We start from the raw sequence: 15,965 nt of genomic DNA, 5'->3' as shown, positions 1-15,965 counted from the left end.
TGAAGAACAGTTTTTTTGGATAGGGAGGAATTTGGCCAAACGCCAGACAAACAAAAGGGCCATTCAATAATTGAATGACCCTTATAAAATCCCGCAGAGCGGGTAATCGTGGCGTCCCCTAGGGGACTCGAACCCCTGTTACCGCCGTGAAAGGGCGGTGTCCTAGGCCACTAGACGAAGGGGACACAAACCCTTCTATACAACTGATCAGTGCTGAGTGCTGATCGATTCAAGGCCGGTGTGGCCAGACCTTGAACTGTAAAATTGGTGGAGCTAAGCGGGATCGAACCGCTGACCTCCTGCATGCCATGCAGGCGCTCTCCCAGCTGAGCTATAGCCCCGGATTTTTCGCCTCGCGGCGGAGCGACATCTTGCAACATCGCTTCTGTAAAACTGGCGTCCCCTAGGGGACTCGAACCCCTGTTACCGCCGTGAAAGGGCGGTGTCCTAGGCCACTAGACGAAGGGGACGCAAACCCTTCTATACAACTGATCAACGCTGAGTGTTGATCGCTTCAAGGCCGGTGTGGCCAGACCCTGAAGTGTAAATTGGTGGAGCTAGACGGGATCGAACCGTCGACCTCTTGCATGCCATGCAAGCGCTCTCCCAGCTGAGCTATAGCCCCTCATCGTTGATGTCATCGCTGAGGACGGGGCGAATCTTAAGGGCGTATCGAAAGCCTGTCAAACTTATTTTTGAAAAATTTCAAAATTTTTTGTCGGCATAACAACCACTTACCGCCCTCCCCCCGGAAATCCGGGGCATATCCGCCCCTGTAGCAGCTGCCGCAGGCTGCGTTCGAACGCGAAGCGCTCGTGATTCGGACCCTCCGTCCTTTCAGACAGATTGCGTCAAGGCCATCGGGGCCGCTACGCAGCCCAACGCAGCCTGCGGCAGCTGCTACAGGGTAACGGTGGGAATCAGGCGATAGCGCCCAGCAGCTTTTCCCACTCTTTGTTTTCTTTCTTCGACACGCCGCCCAGCAGGTCAATGGCCTGGCGCAGACGGAAACGGGTCAGGTCCGGCCCGAGGATTTCCATCGCATCGAGCACCGACACCGAGCTGGCCTGGCCGGTGATCGCGGCGAACATCAGCGGCATGGCATCACGCAGCTTCAGCTCCAGGGACTCGACCACCGCCTGAATGGTGGCGGTGATGCTGTCCTTCTCCCACTGGCGCAGGCTTTCGAGTTTCCACAGGATCAACTGCATCAACTGGCGAACCTGATCGCCCGACAGCTTCTTGGATTCGAACAGCCTGGCATCGGGGTTCACGCCACCGGCAAAGAAGAACCCGGCCAGGGGTGCCACCTGGCTGAAGGTCTCGACCCGGCCCTGCACGTGCGGCGCGATCTTCATCATGTATTCGCAATTGAACGCCCACTTCTGCACCCGCGCGGCGAACTCCTCCACCGGCAGGTCACGCAGCCACTGGCCGTTGAGCCACGACAGCTTCTCGATATCGAAGATTGGCCCGCCGAGGGATACGCGCTTGAGGTCGAAGTTGTCGACCATTTCCTGCAGCGAGAACTTCTCGCGCTCGTCCGGCATCGACCAGCCCATGCGGCCCAGGTAGTTGAGCATCGCTTCGGGCATGAAGCCCATGCGCTCGTAGAAGGTCACCGAGGTCGGGTTCTTGCGCTTGGACAACTTGCTCTTGTCCGGGTTACGCAGCAGCGGCATGTAGCACAGCTCCGGTTGTTCCCAGCCGAAGTATTCGTAAAGCAGGATCAGCTTCGGTGCCGATGGCAGCCATTCTTCGCCACGCAATACGTGGGTGATGCCCATCAGGTGGTCGTCGACCACGTTGGCCAGGAAGTACGTCGGCAGGCCGTCGGTCTTCATCAGGACTTGCATGTCCATGCGGTCCCACGGGATTTCAACGTCGCCACGCAGCATGTCCGGCACCACGCAGACGCCTTCGCTCGGCACCTTCATGCGGATCACATGGGGTTCGCCAGCGGCCAGGCGACGGGCGACTTCTTCCTTGGACAGCAGCAGCGCGCGGCCGTCGTAACGCGGGGTTTCTCCGCGAGCCATTTGCTCGGCGCGCATCTGGTCCAGCTCTTCGGCGGTGCAGAAGCACGGGAAGGCATGCCCCATGTCGACCAGTTGCTGGCAATACTTCTGATAAATATCGCCGCGCTCGCTTTGCCGATACGGACCGTGCGGGCCGCCGACGTCCGGGCCTTCGCTCCAGTCGATCCCCAGCCAGCGCAAGGCGTCGAAAATCTGCTGCTCGGACTCGCGGGTCGAACGCAGTTGGTCGGTGTCTTCGATCCGCAGGATGAACTCACCGCCGTGCTGCTTGGCAAAGCAGTAGTTGAACAAGGCGATGTAAGCGGTACCTACGTGGGGATCCCCGGTAGGCGATGGCGCGATGCGAGTGCGGACGGTGGTCATGGCATGTCTCGAAAAGAAAAAAAGCAAAGTTCAAACAAGGCGCGAATGGTAACAGGCGACACCCGCCCGGCTCCAGCGAACAGGGCATTTAAGCCAAGGTTGCGGCTGTAACGCCCGTATGGCGAGGTGAATGGCCGAATATCAGCTGATGGCATTTACCGCTTATCGGCTGTATGCCAGATTTGCCTGCTGATAACTTCCCTTACAATTTCTCGACTACAGTTTGCCTCATGCCTGCCCAACTCAAGCGTCGCCTCTTCACGTTCCTGCTGATTGTCCTGCTGATAGCCGGGGGCCTGTTTGCCCATTGGTTCTTCAAGGGGCGCTTTTATGAAAGCACCGACAACGCTTATGTCCAGGGCGAGATCACCCGCGTGTCGAGCCAATTGGGGGCGCGCATCGATCAGGTGCTGGTGCAGGACAACCAGCATGTCGAGAAAGGCCAGTTGCTGGTCAAACTCGAAGGTGACGACTTCCGCCTCGCTGTCGACCGCGCCAATGCCGCCCTGGCCACCCGCCAGGCCGAGCGCCTGCAAGCCCAGAGCAAACTGACCCAGCAGGCCAGCCTGATTGCCGCCAGCGAAGCGCAAGTCGCCTCCAGCCAGGCCAGCCTGGGTCGCTCGCAGATCGACCTGACCCGCGCCGAGACCTTGCGCAAACCCGGCTATATCTCGGAAGAACGGGTGACCACCCTCTCCGCCGACAACCACATTGCCCGCTCGCAAGTGGCCAAGGCCCAGGCCGATGCGCAAAGCCAACGCCAGCAGGTCAATGCGCTGAATGCGGAAATCAAACGCCTCGACGCGCAGATCGCCAATGCCAAAACCGACCTGGCCCAGGCCGAACTGAACCTGACCCGCAGCGAAATCCACGCGCCCATCAGCGGCCTGATCGGCCAGCGTGCAGCCCGCGAAGGCCAGTATGTGCAGGCCGGCGCTTACCTGCTGTCGATCGTGCCGGACGAAGACATCTGGATTCAGGCCAATTTCAAGGAAACCCAGATTGGCCACATGCAGCCCGGCCAGGAAGCCGAACTGACCTTCGACGCCTACAGCGACACCCCGATCAAAGCCCGGGTCGACAGCCTGTTCGCCGCCTCGGGGGCGCAGTTCAGCCTGTTGCCGCCGGACAATGCCACAGGCAACTTCACCAAAGTCGTACAACGGATTCCGGTAAAACTGACCTTCGCCGCGGACAATCCGCTGCGCGGCAAGATCCGCCCGGGCATGTCCGTCACCGCCAAGGTGAATATCAAGGACGCCCCTGAAGAAACCGCCCCCAAAGTGAGCCATAAAGACGCCCCTGACGATGGCCGGTGATCAACTGATCCGCCCGAACGGCGAACCGACCCGGCGGGACTGGATTGCGGTGATGAGCGTGATGCTCGGTGCTTTCATGGCGGTGCTGGACATCCAGATCACCAACTCATCGCTCAAGGATATCCAGGGCGCGCTGTCAGCCACGCTTGAAGAAGGCTCGTGGATTTCCACCTCGTACCTGGTGGCGGAAATCATCATGATCCCGCTCACCGCCTGGCTCGTGCAGTTACTGTCGGCGCGACGCCTGGCGGTCTGGGTGTCACTCGGGTTTCTCGCAGCCTCCCTGCTCTGCTCCATGGCGTGGAGCCTGGAAAGCATGATCGTCTTCCGAGCGCTACAGGGATTTACCGGCGGCGCGCTGATTCCGCTGGCGTTCACCCTGACCCTGATCAAACTCCCGGAACACCACCGCGCCAAAGGCATGGCCATGTTCGCCATGACCGCCACCTTCGCGCCCTCCATCGGCCCGACCCTCGGCGGCTGGCTGACGGAAAACTGGGGCTGGGAATACATCTTCTACATCAACATCCCGCCCGGCCTGATCATGATCGCCGGCCTGATGTACGGCCTGGAGAAGAAAGAAGCCCATTGGGAATTGCTGAAAAGCACCGACTACGCCGGCATTCTCACCCTCGGCGTCGGGCTTGGTTGCTTGCAGGTGTTCCTGGAGGAAGGCCATCGCAAGGACTGGCTGGAGTCGAGCCTGATCGTGACCCTGGGCAGCATCGCGCTGGTCAGCCTGATCAGCTTTGTGATCGTGCAGTTCTCCAAACCCAATCCGCTGATCAATCTCGGTATCCTCGGCAACCGCAACTTCGGGTTATCCAGTATTTCCAGCGTCGGGATGGGGGTTGGACTGTACGGCTCGATCTACCTGTTGCCGCTGTACCTGGCGCAGATCCAGAACTACAACGCCCTGCAGATCGGTGAAGTGATCATGTGGATGGGCGTGCCGCAGCTGTTTCTGATTCCGCTGGTGCCGAAGCTGATGAAGTTCGTCTCGCCGAAATGGCTGTGCACCCTGGGTTTCGGGCTGTTCGGGTTGGCGAGTTTCTCTTCGGGCGTGCTGAATCCGGACTTTGCCGGGCCGCAGTTCAATCAGATCCAGATCATCCGCGCCCTCGGGCAGCCGCTGATCATGGTCACCATCTCGCTGATCGCCACCGCCTACATCCTGCCCCAGGATGCGGGATCGGCCTCGAGCCTGTTCAACATCCTGCGCAACCTCGGCGGTGCCATCGGCATCGCCCTGCTCGCTACGCTGCTGGATGCGCGGACCAAGGTTTACTTTGACTACCTGCGTGAATCCATCGTACCGAGCAATCCGCAGGTAGCTGAACGGATTGCCTCGCTGACTGACCGGCTGGGCAACGAAACGGCGGCACTGGGCAAACTCAGCGAGATCGCCCACCAACAGGCGTCGATCATGGCCTATAACGATGCGTTCCATTTTGTCGGGATTGCACTGGGGATCAGCATGCTGGCGGTGTTGCTGACCAAGAAGTTGCCGGCGGGGTTGAAGGCTGGGGAAGCACACTAGTCAAGTATTGTGGCGCCAGGACCGGCCCCTTCGCGAGCAAGCCCGCTCCCACAGTTGATCGGGTTGTCCTGACGGGCGCGGTCCAATATGGGAGCGGGCTTGCTCGCGAAGAGGCCCGCACACTCACCGCAAATCTCAAACAGTGATCAACCGCTCGCGCAATTTGCCAATCTCATCTCGCATCTGCGCCGCTGCTTCAAACTCCAGATCACGCGCCAACGCATACATCTTCTCCTCCAGGGCCTTGATACGCTTGGCGATCTCACCCGGCGAGCGCAATTCGGCTTCGTATCTGGCGTTCTCTTCGGCCGCCTTGGCCATGCCCTTGCGCTTCTTGCTGCGCGAACCGGGCACGGTGGCGCCTTCCATGATGTCGGCGACGTCCTTGAACACGCCTTTGGGGGTGATGCCATTGGCCAGGTTGAAGGCGATCTGCTTGTCGCGACGACGTTCGGTTTCGCCGATCGCGCGCTCCATGGAGCCTGTGATCCGGTCGGCATAGAGAATCGCCCGGCCATTGAGGTTACGTGCCGCCCGGCCGATGGTCTGGATCAGCGAGCGCTCGGAACGCAGGAAACCTTCCTTGTCGGCATCGAGGATCGCCACCAGCGAGACTTCCGGCATGTCCAGGCCTTCGCGCAGCAGGTTGATCCCCACCAACACATCGAAGGTGCCCAGGCGCAGGTCGCGGATGATCTCGACCCGCTCCACGGTGTCGATGTCCGAGTGCAGGTAACGCACGCGCACGCCGTGGTCGGCCAGGTAATCGGTCAAATCCTCGGCCATGCGTTTGGTCAGCGTGGTGACCAGCACCCGCTCTTCCAGAGCGACGCGCTTGGTGATTTCCGACAGCAAGTCGTCGACCTGGGTCAGTGCCGGGCGGATCTCGATTTGCGGGTCCACCAGCCCGGTCGGGCGCACTACCATGTCAATCACGCGTCCGGCGTGCTCGGCTTCATAGTTGCCCGGAGTCGCCGAGACGAAGATCGTCTGCGGGCTGATGCTTTCCCACTCATCGAAACGCATCGGCCGGTTGTCCAGGGCCGAAGGCAGGCGGAAACCGTATTCCACCAGGGTTTCCTTGCGCGAGCGGTCGCCCTTGTACATGGCGCCAACCTGCGGAACGCTGACGTGGGATTCGTCGATCACCAGCAAGGCATCAGCCGGCAGGTAATCGTAAAGGGTTGGTGGCGCCGCGCCAGCTTCGCGACCGGACAGATAACGCGAGTAGTTTTCGATGCCGTTGCAGTAACCCAGTTCGAGGATCATCTCCAGATCGAAACGGGTGCGCTGCTCCAGGCGCTGGGCTTCCACCAGCTTGTTGTTGGAGCGCAGGTATTCCAGGCGTTCCTGCAACTCGACCTTGATGCCTTCGACCGCGCCCATCAGAGTTTCCCGGGGCGTGACGTAGTGGCTCTTCGGGTAGAAGGTGAAGCGCGGCAGCTTGCGAATGACTTCGCCGGTCAGCGGATCGAATGCCGACAGGCTTTCCACCTCATCGTCGAACAGCTCGATGCGGATCGCTTCGAAATCCGATTCCGCCGGGTGGATATCGATCACATCGCCCCGCACGCGGAAGGTCGCCCGGGCAAAATCCATGTCGTTGCGGGTGTATTGCAGGTCGGCCAGGCGCCGCAGCAATTCGCGCTGGTCGAGCCGGTCGCCGCGATCCACGTGCAGCACCATCTTCAAGTAGGTTTCCGGGCTGCCCAGACCATAGATGCACGACACCGTGGTGACGATGATCGCGTCCTTGCGCTCCAGCAATGCCTTGGTCGCCGACAGACGCATCTGCTCGATGTGGTCGTTGATCGACGCATCCTTCTCGATGAAGGTGTCCGAGGACGGCACGTAGGCTTCGGGCTGGTAGTAGTCGTAGTAGGAAACGAAATACTCCACCGCGTTGTTCGGGAAGAACGCCTTGAACTCCCCGTACAACTGCGCCGCCAGGGTCTTGTTCGGCGCCAGCACCAGGGTCGGACGCTGCACCTGGGCGATCACGTTGGCGATGCTGAAGGTCTTGCCCGAGCCGGTCACACCGAGCAGCGTCTGGTGCGCCAGCCCGGCTTCGATGCCCTCGACCATCAGGCGGATGGCTTCCGGCTGATCGCCGGCGGGCTCGAAACGGGTGACTAGCTGGAATTCAGACATGAAATACCTCTGGATCACTCTTGCCGGTCAAACCGGCACGAACGAGAAAGACCGCAAACGACCAATGTCGCCCGAAGAAAAAACTGGATTGTGCTCAATGTGGAGCCGATTGCCAGCGCTTTCAAGGCAAACGTCCTGCATCGCGCAAAACCTTTGCCGACGCCAATCGACTACCGGTCGAGAAATAATAGGAAAAACTTACCCGAAATGCTGATTCGCCTGTCGCCAGCCATCGCCGATGGCCTCTATACTAGCTCCCCGTTTGTGCACCGCTCTAGTGCATTCGGCTGGAGCGCGACACGTCCCTCCACTCTCCATTCAGAGCCGCCGCAATAATGAGCCTGTTCTCCGCTGTCGAAATGGCACCACGCGATCCAATCCTGGGCCTCAACGAAGCATTCAACGCCGATACCCGGACCAACAAAGTCAACCTGGGGGTCGGTGTTTACTGCAACGAGGAGGGGCGAATTCCACTCCTGCGCGCCGTTGTCGAAGCCGAAACCATTCGCGCCGCTCAACACGTTTCCCGTGGCTACCTGCCAATCGACGGCATCGCCGCCTACGACCAGGCGGTGCAAAAACTGCTGTTCGGCAATGATTCGCCACTGATCGCTGCCGGCCGTGTAATCACCACCCAGGCCGTTGGCGGTACTGGCGCACTGAAAATCGGTGCCGACTTCCTCAAGCAACTGCTGCCGAACGCCGTCGTGGCGATCAGCGACCCGAGCTGGGAAAACCACCGCGCCCTGTTCGAAACCGCCGGTTTCCCGGTGCAGAACTACCGTTACTACGACGCCGCGACCCACGACGTGAACCGTACCGGCATGCTGGAAGACCTGAACGCGCTGCCAAACGGCTCGATCATTGTGCTGCACGCCTGCTGCCACAACCCGACCGGCGTGGACCTGAGCCCGGCGGACTGGAAAAACGTCCTGGAAGTCGTTAAAGCCAAAGGCCACGTGCCGTTCCTCGACATGGCGTATCAGGGCTTTGGCGATGGCATCGACGAAGACGCCGCTGCCGTGCGCCTGTTCGCCGAGTCGGGCCTGACCTTCTTCGCCTCCAGCTCGTTCTCCAAGTCGTTCTCGCTGTACGGCGAGCGCGTGGGTGCCCTGTCGATCGTCAGCGAATCGAAAGAAGAAAGCGCGCGCGTGTTGTCGCAAGTCAAACGCGTGATCCGCACCAACTACTCCAACCCGCCGACCCACGGTGCCAGCGTTGTTGCTGCCGTACTGAACAGCCCGGAACTGCGCGCCCAGTGGGAAGCCGAACTGGCCGAAATGCGCTTGCGCATCCGCGGCATGCGTACCCAGATGGTCGACCTGCTGGCACAAAAAGCGCCTCAGCGCGATTTCAGCTTCGTCGGTCGTCAGTGCGGCATGTTCTCCTACTCCGGCCTGACGGTTGAACAAGTTCACCGCCTGCGCAACGAGTTCGGCATCTACGCCCTGGACACCGGCCGCATCTGCGTGGCCGCGCTGAACCAGAGCAACATCAAGGTGGTGACGGACGCTATCGTCCAGGTCATCTGATTACGCCTTGAAATGAAAAAACGGGAAGCCATGTGGCTTCCCGTTTTTTATGGACCATCGATATTCCCCTAGACTGAATCAGATCAACGTGTGGGAGCGGGCTTGCTCGCGAAAGGGCCAGCAGCTCCAGCACCGATGTCTCAGTCAGATCGCATTCGCGAGCAAGCCCGCTCCCACAGGTTTGCGTACACCTGAATGACCTACGAGATCCCACATGAAAAACGATGACCTGCGCGCCGACCGCGATGACCTGGATGACCTGGATCACTTCATCCCCCGCGCCCCGACCAAACGCGGCAACAACCTGGTAATGCAAGTCGCTGCGGGTGTATTCCTCGGCGGCCTGGCCCTGTGGCTGGTGCAATTGGGTGCCACAGCGCTCTACGCCAAACTGATGGTTGCCACCATTACCTTCGGCGGTTAAGCCAGTTCGGTCGCACGCTGGCTGGCAGCGTCGTCGTAGGCGACATACAGCGATTCAGCGACCTGGCTCTTGATCGCTTTAGTGCTTTCCAGGCCCAGGACAAAACCTTCGGCCTTGCCGCCAGCACGGTTCAATGCTTCAGCGGTGCCGGCCTGAGTGATGGCGTCGAACAACTTTTCGGCATGGGGGCCGACACCCTTGGGCAGGCTGATCTGAGAGATGCTCATGGGTGCACCCCGTGGTGTCGAGGTGTAAGGGTCAAATGATTCATGGCGCGTACCTTTTCGGCGAATGGCCGGCAGCGCGTGTCACCACTTCCGGGTGGCCATGGTAGACCTCTGGGACGATCCTGGTAACCGCCAATCGCCGCTAAACCACCGCCCGTCCCGCTGATTCGCTCCATTTGTTATTCGATGCTTGACTTCTCTTTTTGAATCAGTAAGATACGCGCCATTCCGCGATAGCTCAGTTGGTAGAGCAAGTGACTGTTAATCACTGGGTCCCTGGTTCGAGTCCAGGTCGTGGAGCCAGACAGCAACATCGAAAAGCCCCTGAATCGAAAGATCCAGGGGCTTTTTTGTGGCCGATTGAAAAGCCAACTGCTGAAAAGCAAAAAGCCGATCTGTCTATTCGACAGATCGGCCCTTTTCAGTCGCCGTGAGCGTCAGACATGCTCACTGCTTTTCGCGTGCGCCGCTCGCGGTTCCGCCAGGCCGTGTTCCGATTCCAGCACCGGAATCTCCTTGCCGTCGCAATCGTGCAGTTTACCGTCGCTGAAGTAATCCCCTTCACGCAACGCCGCCAGATCCTGATAACGCAGTACCCGCTCGGTACCGGCCGCAAACACCGATTGCTGGTCGGAGTTACCGGCGGTGAGGTGGTTGAAGGTCAGGTTCAACACGATGGCCATGATCGCCGACGAGCTGATGCCCGAATGGAAAATGGTCGCGAACCAGCTTGGGAAGTGGTCGTAGAAGTTCGGTGCCGCGATCGGGATCATGCCGAAGCCGATCGAGGTAGCAACGATGATCAGGTTGACGTTGTTGCGGTAGTCGACCTTGGACAAGGTTCGAATGCCGCTGGCCGCGACGGTGCCGAACAGTACGATGCCGGCGCCGCCCAATACCGAGGTCGGCACGGCGGCAATGACCCGGCCCATGAAGGGCAGCAGGCCGAGGATCACCAGGAACAAGCCGCCGGTGGCCACTACGTAGCGGCTCTTGATGCCGGTGACCGCCACCAGACCGACGTTCTGGGCGAAGGCGCTCTGGGTGAAGGAACCGAAGATCGGCGCGAACATGCTCGACAGCATGTCGGCGCGCAGGCCGTTGCCGAGGCGCTTGGAGTCAACCTTGGTGCCGATGATCTCACCGACCGCCAGAATGTCCGCCGAGGTTTCCACCAGCGTCACCATCACCACGATGCACATCGACAGGATCGCAGCGAAGTGGAAGGTCGGCATGCCGAAGTGGAACGGCGTCGGGAAGCCGAACATCGGGCCCTGGGTCACGGACGAGAAATCCGCCATGCCGAGGAACACCGCGATCACCGTACCGACGACCATGGCCAGCAGGATCGACAGGCGGGAGATGGTCGCACTGCCGATTTTGCTCAGCAGCAGCACCAGTACCAGCGTCACCGCCGCCAGACCGATATTCGCCATGCTGCCGAAATCCGGCGCGTGGCTGTTGCCGCCCATGGCCCAGCGCGCGGCTACCGGCATCAGCGTCAGGCCGATGGTGGTAATCACGATGCCGGTCACCAGCGGCGGGAAGAACTTGGTGATACGCGAGAACACCGGGGTTATCAGCAATCCGATCAGGGACGCCGCTATCACCGCCCCCAACACCGACTGGAACCCGCCCTCCCCGCCACTGCTGACAATCGCCACCATGGTCGCGACGCCGGAGAAGGATACGCCCTGCACCAGCGGCAACTGACAACCAAAAAACGGTAGACCCAGGGTTTGCAGCAGCGTTGCCAGCCCCCCCGCAAACAATGAAGCAGCAATCAACAAACCGATGTCCGCCGGCGAGAGCCCGGCCGCCTGGCCGATGATCAATGGCACAGCGACGATACCGCCATACATGGTCAGAACATGTTGCAGGCCATAAGCCATATTCGCGCCGATCCCAAGATTTTCGTCCTCGGGCCGTTGGTGTGAAACATGGGGCGTTTTCATGGTAGGGGGTTCCCTAGTTTTTGTTATTCGCACACTGTATGCAATAGTCAGGACAAATGTCTATAGAGTTGTATACAACTTATCAGTCACAAAATGGATACCTGTCCATTTCCGCCTGCCCCCCCCCCTGGCCCCGCCAAAGGCAAGACCCGCATTACCATCATGCTCGATGACGCGGTCATCGAAGCCGCCCGGGCACTCGCGGAACACGAGGGGTACGGCTACCAGACGGCGATCAACAATACGTTGCGCCGGGCCCTGCTCAACGAAGGCAAGACCGCACAACTGAAACAAACCCTCACCCCTGCCGAGCTCAAGGGCCTGGAGCAGAAACTGGCAGAGGTCTTGCGCGAAATCCAACGGGTGATGGCGCCGGGTGTCCGGCCCTGAAACACAAAGGGCCGATCAATCGGATCAGCCCTTTGTGATGCCTGCGATCAGCCAGCTATTGCGGCGCTGCGATCAATCGCTCCAGCGTCCGCGCCAATTGCGCCTGTTCCGGCACACGAATGCCGAACTCGCTGCCCAGCAGGCCAATCAGTTCCTGCACATCCGTCACCTCCCGCCGCTCGCTGTCCTGGCCAATCCGGTGAATCGCGAAACTGCCATTGTTGAGCGTACGCCGCCACCCCTCCCCGGTGCGCGCCACCATCAACTGCTTGACGAAAGACGACTCGGGGTGGGTCGAGACGTACCAGTTGCCCACAGCAAAATCGATATCTTCCTGGCGCTGCAGGTCGAAGATGTACATCGCTCGCCACTCACCGGCAACGTTGGCGCGCAGGGTAAAACCGTCGACGTGCAGGTCGATGCGATACGGCTCGTGAGGGGTGAGTTGTTCGGCGCGGGTATCGAGCAACAGGGGCGCGGTCGGCACCATGCCGCCGAAGCCGACGTCGGTGATGTAGCGCACGTCATCGATGATGACCAGGCTCAGGCGATGGGTCCGGGCAGTCCAGGCGCCCTCCGGCTGGCCCATCACCACCCGGCCGCTGATGGCACGGGCGTCGAAACCCAAATCCTGAAGCAAGGCCAGGAACAGGTTGTTGAGTTCGTAGCAGTAACCGCCACGACCATCGTGCAAGACCTTGCGCTCGATGGACGGCAAGTCGATCAGCACCGGCTCGCCGGATAACGTGGTGAGGTTTTCAAACGGGAAAACGCTGGTATGGCGCAATTGCAGTTGGCGCAAGGTTTCCAGGGTCGGTGCCGCAGGTGCATCGAAGCCCAGGCGTTGCAGGTACAAAGCACGGTCGGTAAGGCGTGGCTCGCTCATCGTTCAATCCTTTTGCACGTTCGCTGCGGATCACTCCGCCGATGGGCGTTATGTATAAGGGATGAACCGGTACGGCCGACAATTGATTTCGCCAATCGCCCAGTGCGGGTCCTGCTGATCAGGCTGAATGGCATGTTGCACGATAGCACCGAGTGGCGGTGACGAGTGGCACGGTAAAGACAGTTGCTCCCACGGGGTTCTCGTTTGAACATGGATCGGTGGTCCTCTGCGGCCCAGTGCCGGTCACGGTCACGGTCAAATCCGTGCCACTTTTCAAGCGTCCGGCACCCACCGCGCGACCCTTCACACCAACATCAGGTGACGACTCATTCCTGGAGACGACCATGATGAACATCAGAATGACTTCGCTGCTCCTGGCTGGATTGTTGTCGGCGATGCCCCTGGCCACGTTTGCGGCGTCCGGCGATGGCATTAACGCAACCGGTACGACATCGGGCGCAACCCGCAACTCGACCATGCTGCCAGACAACAACAGACCCAGCGTACCCTCGGGCGCCAACACCAGCGGTCGTGGCCCCGGCTCATCAATCGGGAGTACTGGCGTCAATGGTCCGGGCAGTGGCGCGGGCGGCGGCACCGGTGCACCCGGTGGCGGAACCGGCGGTGCTGGCGGCGGGACGGGTAGCTGGACAGGCAAAAGCAGCCGATGACGCGCAGTCATTGGCTGCTTGTTGTCGCCTGGGGCTTACATCGGCATGACCGCCGACAGGAAAAACACTTCAACGATCGGAACGCATCAACGCCTCGACACCACCGGCCATCGACAACGTTGCCACGCGGTTTCGCCCCGAATGCTTGGCCTGATACAACGCCGCATCCGCCCGCTCGACAAACACGTCCATGCTGTCACGCCCCGACGGCACAAACGCATAGCAACCCAGACTGACCGTCACGTAGCCATTGGGCGAGCCGGTGTGACTGATGTGCCTGTCGATGACACTGCGGCGGATCTGTTCGGCAATCGTCATGGCACCGTGGATGTCGGTGTCCGGCAGCAGCACTGCAAACTCTTCGCCGCCGTAACGCACCGCCAGATCGGCCTTGCGGTGGCAGCAACCCTTCAGCGCGCGCGCCACTTCGGCCAGGCAGTGATCGCCCACCACGTGGCCGTAGGTGTCGTTGTAGCGCTTGAAGTAATCGATATCGAGCATGATCAGGCTCAACGGGCTGGCCTGCCGGGCGCCGCGCCCGAACTCGATGTCCAGCGCCCGCTCGAACAATCGGCGGTTGGCCAGCCCGGTCAGGCTGTCGTGGGTGGCGATCAGTTCCAGCGCCTGCTGGGCCCTGCGCAAATCCGACTCGACCCGCTCGCCGACACGCACCTGATGCAGGAACACCCACCCGAACAGCCCCACGCCCAGCAACACCAGGGCAACGATGAGACTGGAACGAAACGCCGTGTCGTACCAGCCCGCGAGAATGGACTCCGTGGACGACGCAGCGGCGACCACCAGCGGATACGCCTCCAACTGTCGGTAACCGTACATGCGTGTCACACCATCGATGATGGAGGTGAACATCGCATTGCCGGAGGTGGCCAGTGGCAGGAACTTCTGGAAAATCTCGCTCTGGGCCAGCGACATGCCGATCTGCGCCTCTACAAAAGGTCGACGCGCCAACAACGTGCCATCGGTCAGGCCGAGAAACATCGAGCCGTTGTCGTCGAGGCTGAAGCTTTTGAAGAACTGGTCGAAGTACGACATCTTGATGCCGGCCAGCAACACGCCCTGGAAGTGCCCGTTCCTGTCGTTGACCCGTTTGGAAACCGGAATGATCCACTCGCCGTTTTCCCGGCTGCGAATGGCCGGGCCGATATGCGCCACCGACGATACGTTCTGCAGGTGATACTTGAAGTACTCGCGATCGGCGACGCCGGGCCCCCGGGGCAGGTTTTCAAACGAGGTCACCACCCACTGGCCCTTCTGGTCGAACAGCAGGATGCCGTGCAACTGATCCAGCGCCAACACTCGCCGGGCGAAGGTCTGCTGCAATCGTGGCCGCTGGTCCGGACCGAAACCGTCGACCTGAATCCAGTCCACCAGACTGGTCAGCACCAGGTCGGCCTTCATGAAGGTGTCTTCGGCTTGTTGCGCCATGGCCCGCGTCAGGTTCGAAGATGCCACTTGCGCCAGGCTCAGGTCATGGCGACGGGACTGTTCCAGTTGCAGGTAGAGCAAACCGCACAGGCACAGGCACACCGTGGCAATGAACAATACCGCGGCCTTGCGCAGCGGTATGCGTTTCAATGCGACGCCAGGGGCGTGGTCCGGGTCGTTAAAGCGCGTGGGCAAAATTCATCCTGTCGGGGGGCAAGGCATGGGCAACGATCCAACGCCCTCAGTCTTCGGGGGGCGTAGTTTACGGGGATATCCAGGACAAATGGGTGGCCACTTGCCCAGCGGTATCACACCGGCCCTGCCTGAGCTGCAAACATGACCCAGGGCAAGCGCTACCTGTGCGTCAACGAGCTACGATTAGACATACCTCAATACAGGGAATCGACATGAGCAAGGCAGACGAACTCGCCGCAAGATTGAAACAGACACGACTGACCAGCGCGGATCAGGCGATCGATGGCTGGCCGGGCCAGGTCTACGAACTGTATCAACGGATAGAGACCTGGCTGCTGCCCTTGACCGAAGCGGGCCTGGTCCTGCGGCGCAACCCCACCCATGTGTTCGAGAGCCACCCCGATGGCGACGCTTACGACTACGCCATCGACCAGTTGGTCATCTCAGGCAACGAGCACAGCATTACCCTTGACCCGGTTGCACGCTTCACCGCCGATGGCGAGGGGCGGGTCGAGATCCATACCACAGACAACGAACTCGCCCTGTTGCGCACCGTGGACGAACACGGTGAAACACACTGGTGGCTACAGACGATCGAACAGGCCACCGCGCAGCTGGACGCCGTGGCGCTGACGGAAACCGATCTGCTTGTGGTGGTGCAACAAGGGTTGGGGCTTTAGGGGCTAATGCCAGTCAAATAAGCGGGAATGCGATCTGTAGCAGCTGCCGAGCCCGCGAGGCTGCGTTCGACTGCATAGCAGTCGTGAGTCCAGCTGACGCGGCCTGCCTGACGTACCGCAATGACTGATTTTACGACTGCTTCGCAG

Annotated in this window: 13 protein-coding genes and 5 tRNA genes; 8 read left to right on the top strand and 10 right to left on the bottom strand. The window is 60.5% G+C overall.

What is annotated here, in order from left to right; translation table 11 throughout:
• Positions 1-109: 109 nt before the first annotated feature.
• The 5 genes from AC07W4_RS25040 to gltX form a co-directional block, all read right to left on the bottom strand.
• Positions 110-185: transfer RNA gene (locus AC07W4_RS25040), tRNA-Glu, on the bottom strand.
• An 80-nt stretch (positions 186-265) separates the two neighbouring features.
• Positions 266-341: transfer RNA gene (locus tag AC07W4_RS25035), tRNA-Ala, on the bottom strand.
• Positions 342-394: 53 nt separating this feature from the next.
• Positions 395-470, bottom strand: a tRNA-Glu gene (locus AC07W4_RS25030).
• A gap of 79 nt (positions 471-549) precedes the next feature.
• Positions 550-625: transfer RNA gene (locus tag AC07W4_RS25025), tRNA-Ala, on the bottom strand.
• A 295-nt stretch (positions 626-920) separates the two neighbouring features.
• Positions 921-2,402: a glutamate--tRNA ligase gene (gene gltX / locus AC07W4_RS25020; RefSeq protein WP_008050837.1), complete on the bottom strand. Its 1,482-nt coding sequence runs from the start codon at positions 2,400-2,402 to the stop codon at positions 921-923.
• A gap of 230 nt (positions 2,403-2,632) precedes the next feature.
• Here gltX and AC07W4_RS25015 point away from each other — a divergent pair, with 230 nt between their 5' ends.
• Together AC07W4_RS25015 and AC07W4_RS25010 are read left to right on the top strand one after the other, a co-directional pair.
• Positions 2,633-3,721 (top strand): HlyD family secretion protein, encoded by a 1,089-nt coding sequence (locus tag AC07W4_RS25015; protein WP_495034363.1) that lies wholly within the window; start codon positions 2,633-2,635, stop codon positions 3,719-3,721.
• Complete coding sequence (locus tag AC07W4_RS25010; RefSeq protein ID WP_495034362.1) at positions 3,711-5,261, top strand: MDR family MFS transporter; 1,551 nt, start codon at positions 3,711-3,713, stop codon at positions 5,259-5,261. The genes AC07W4_RS25015 and AC07W4_RS25010 overlap by 11 nt, the downstream gene beginning before the upstream one ends.
• Before the next feature lie 135 nt (positions 5,262-5,396).
• On the opposite strand, the gene uvrB is transcribed toward AC07W4_RS25010, so the two are convergent.
• Positions 5,397-7,412, bottom strand: coding sequence for an excinuclease ABC subunit UvrB (uvrB, locus tag AC07W4_RS25005; RefSeq protein WP_008050831.1), 2,016 nt, complete (start codon positions 7,410-7,412; stop codon positions 5,397-5,399).
• Positions 7,413-7,747: 335 nt separating this feature from the next.
• Here uvrB and AC07W4_RS25000 point away from each other — a divergent pair, with 335 nt between their 5' ends.
• Both AC07W4_RS25000 and AC07W4_RS24995 read left to right on the top strand, forming a co-directional pair.
• On the top strand, positions 7,748-8,944 hold the full coding sequence (locus AC07W4_RS25000) for an amino acid aminotransferase (protein WP_008050829.1): 1,197 nt from the start codon (positions 7,748-7,750) through the stop codon (positions 8,942-8,944).
• A gap of 214 nt (positions 8,945-9,158) precedes the next feature.
• Positions 9,159-9,368 (top strand): hypothetical protein, encoded by a 210-nt coding sequence (locus tag AC07W4_RS24995; RefSeq protein ID WP_057396152.1) that lies wholly within the window; start codon positions 9,159-9,161, stop codon positions 9,366-9,368.
• Here the strand turns inward: AC07W4_RS24995 and AC07W4_RS24990 are convergent.
• On the bottom strand, positions 9,365-9,595 hold the full coding sequence (locus AC07W4_RS24990) for a hypothetical protein (RefSeq protein ID WP_007978659.1): 231 nt from the start codon (positions 9,593-9,595) through the stop codon (positions 9,365-9,367). The two genes, AC07W4_RS24995 and AC07W4_RS24990, sit on opposite strands and share 4 nt — an antisense overlap.
• Before the next feature lie 227 nt (positions 9,596-9,822).
• On the opposite strand from AC07W4_RS24990, the gene AC07W4_RS24985 reads away from it, so the two are divergent.
• Positions 9,823-9,898, top strand: a tRNA-Asn gene (locus AC07W4_RS24985).
• 134 nt (positions 9,899-10,032) lie between these two features.
• Here the strand turns inward: AC07W4_RS24985 and AC07W4_RS24980 are convergent.
• On the bottom strand, positions 10,033-11,550 hold the full coding sequence (locus tag AC07W4_RS24980; protein ID WP_495034361.1) for a nucleobase:cation symporter-2 family protein: 1,518 nt from the start codon (positions 11,548-11,550) through the stop codon (positions 10,033-10,035).
• A 93-nt stretch (positions 11,551-11,643) separates the two neighbouring features.
• Here AC07W4_RS24980 and AC07W4_RS24975 point away from each other — a divergent pair, with 93 nt between their 5' ends.
• Positions 11,644-11,940: a BrnA antitoxin family protein gene (locus tag AC07W4_RS24975; RefSeq protein WP_495034360.1), complete on the top strand. Its 297-nt coding sequence runs from the start codon at positions 11,644-11,646 to the stop codon at positions 11,938-11,940.
• 55 nt (positions 11,941-11,995) lie between these two features.
• On the opposite strand, the gene AC07W4_RS24970 is transcribed toward AC07W4_RS24975, so the two are convergent.
• Complete coding sequence (locus AC07W4_RS24970; protein WP_008050823.1) at positions 11,996-12,826, bottom strand: arylamine N-acetyltransferase family protein; 831 nt, start codon at positions 12,824-12,826, stop codon at positions 11,996-11,998.
• A 344-nt stretch (positions 12,827-13,170) separates the two neighbouring features.
• On the opposite strand from AC07W4_RS24970, the gene AC07W4_RS24965 reads away from it, so the two are divergent.
• Positions 13,171-13,497 carry a hypothetical protein gene (locus AC07W4_RS24965; RefSeq protein WP_495034359.1) on the top strand — a complete coding sequence of 109 codons (327 nt, stop codon included), beginning with the start codon at positions 13,171-13,173 and terminating at the stop codon, positions 13,495-13,497.
• A gap of 69 nt (positions 13,498-13,566) precedes the next feature.
• On the opposite strand, the gene AC07W4_RS24960 is transcribed toward AC07W4_RS24965, so the two are convergent.
• Positions 13,567-15,138, bottom strand: a complete 1,572-nt coding sequence (locus AC07W4_RS24960) for a sensor domain-containing diguanylate cyclase (protein WP_495034358.1) — start codon at positions 15,136-15,138, stop codon at positions 13,567-13,569.
• Between the two features lie 212 nt (positions 15,139-15,350).
• Between AC07W4_RS24960 and AC07W4_RS24955 the strand changes: the two genes are divergently transcribed.
• Positions 15,351-15,818 carry a hypothetical protein gene (locus AC07W4_RS24955; protein WP_495034357.1) on the top strand — a complete coding sequence of 156 codons (468 nt, stop codon included), beginning with the start codon at positions 15,351-15,353 and terminating at the stop codon, positions 15,816-15,818.
• The last annotated feature ends 147 nt before the right edge of the window (positions 15,819-15,965 follow it).

The organism is Pseudomonas sp. GW821-FHT02A08 (assembly GCF_059422045.1).
This window is presented reverse-complemented; position numbering and strand designations above follow the sequence as displayed.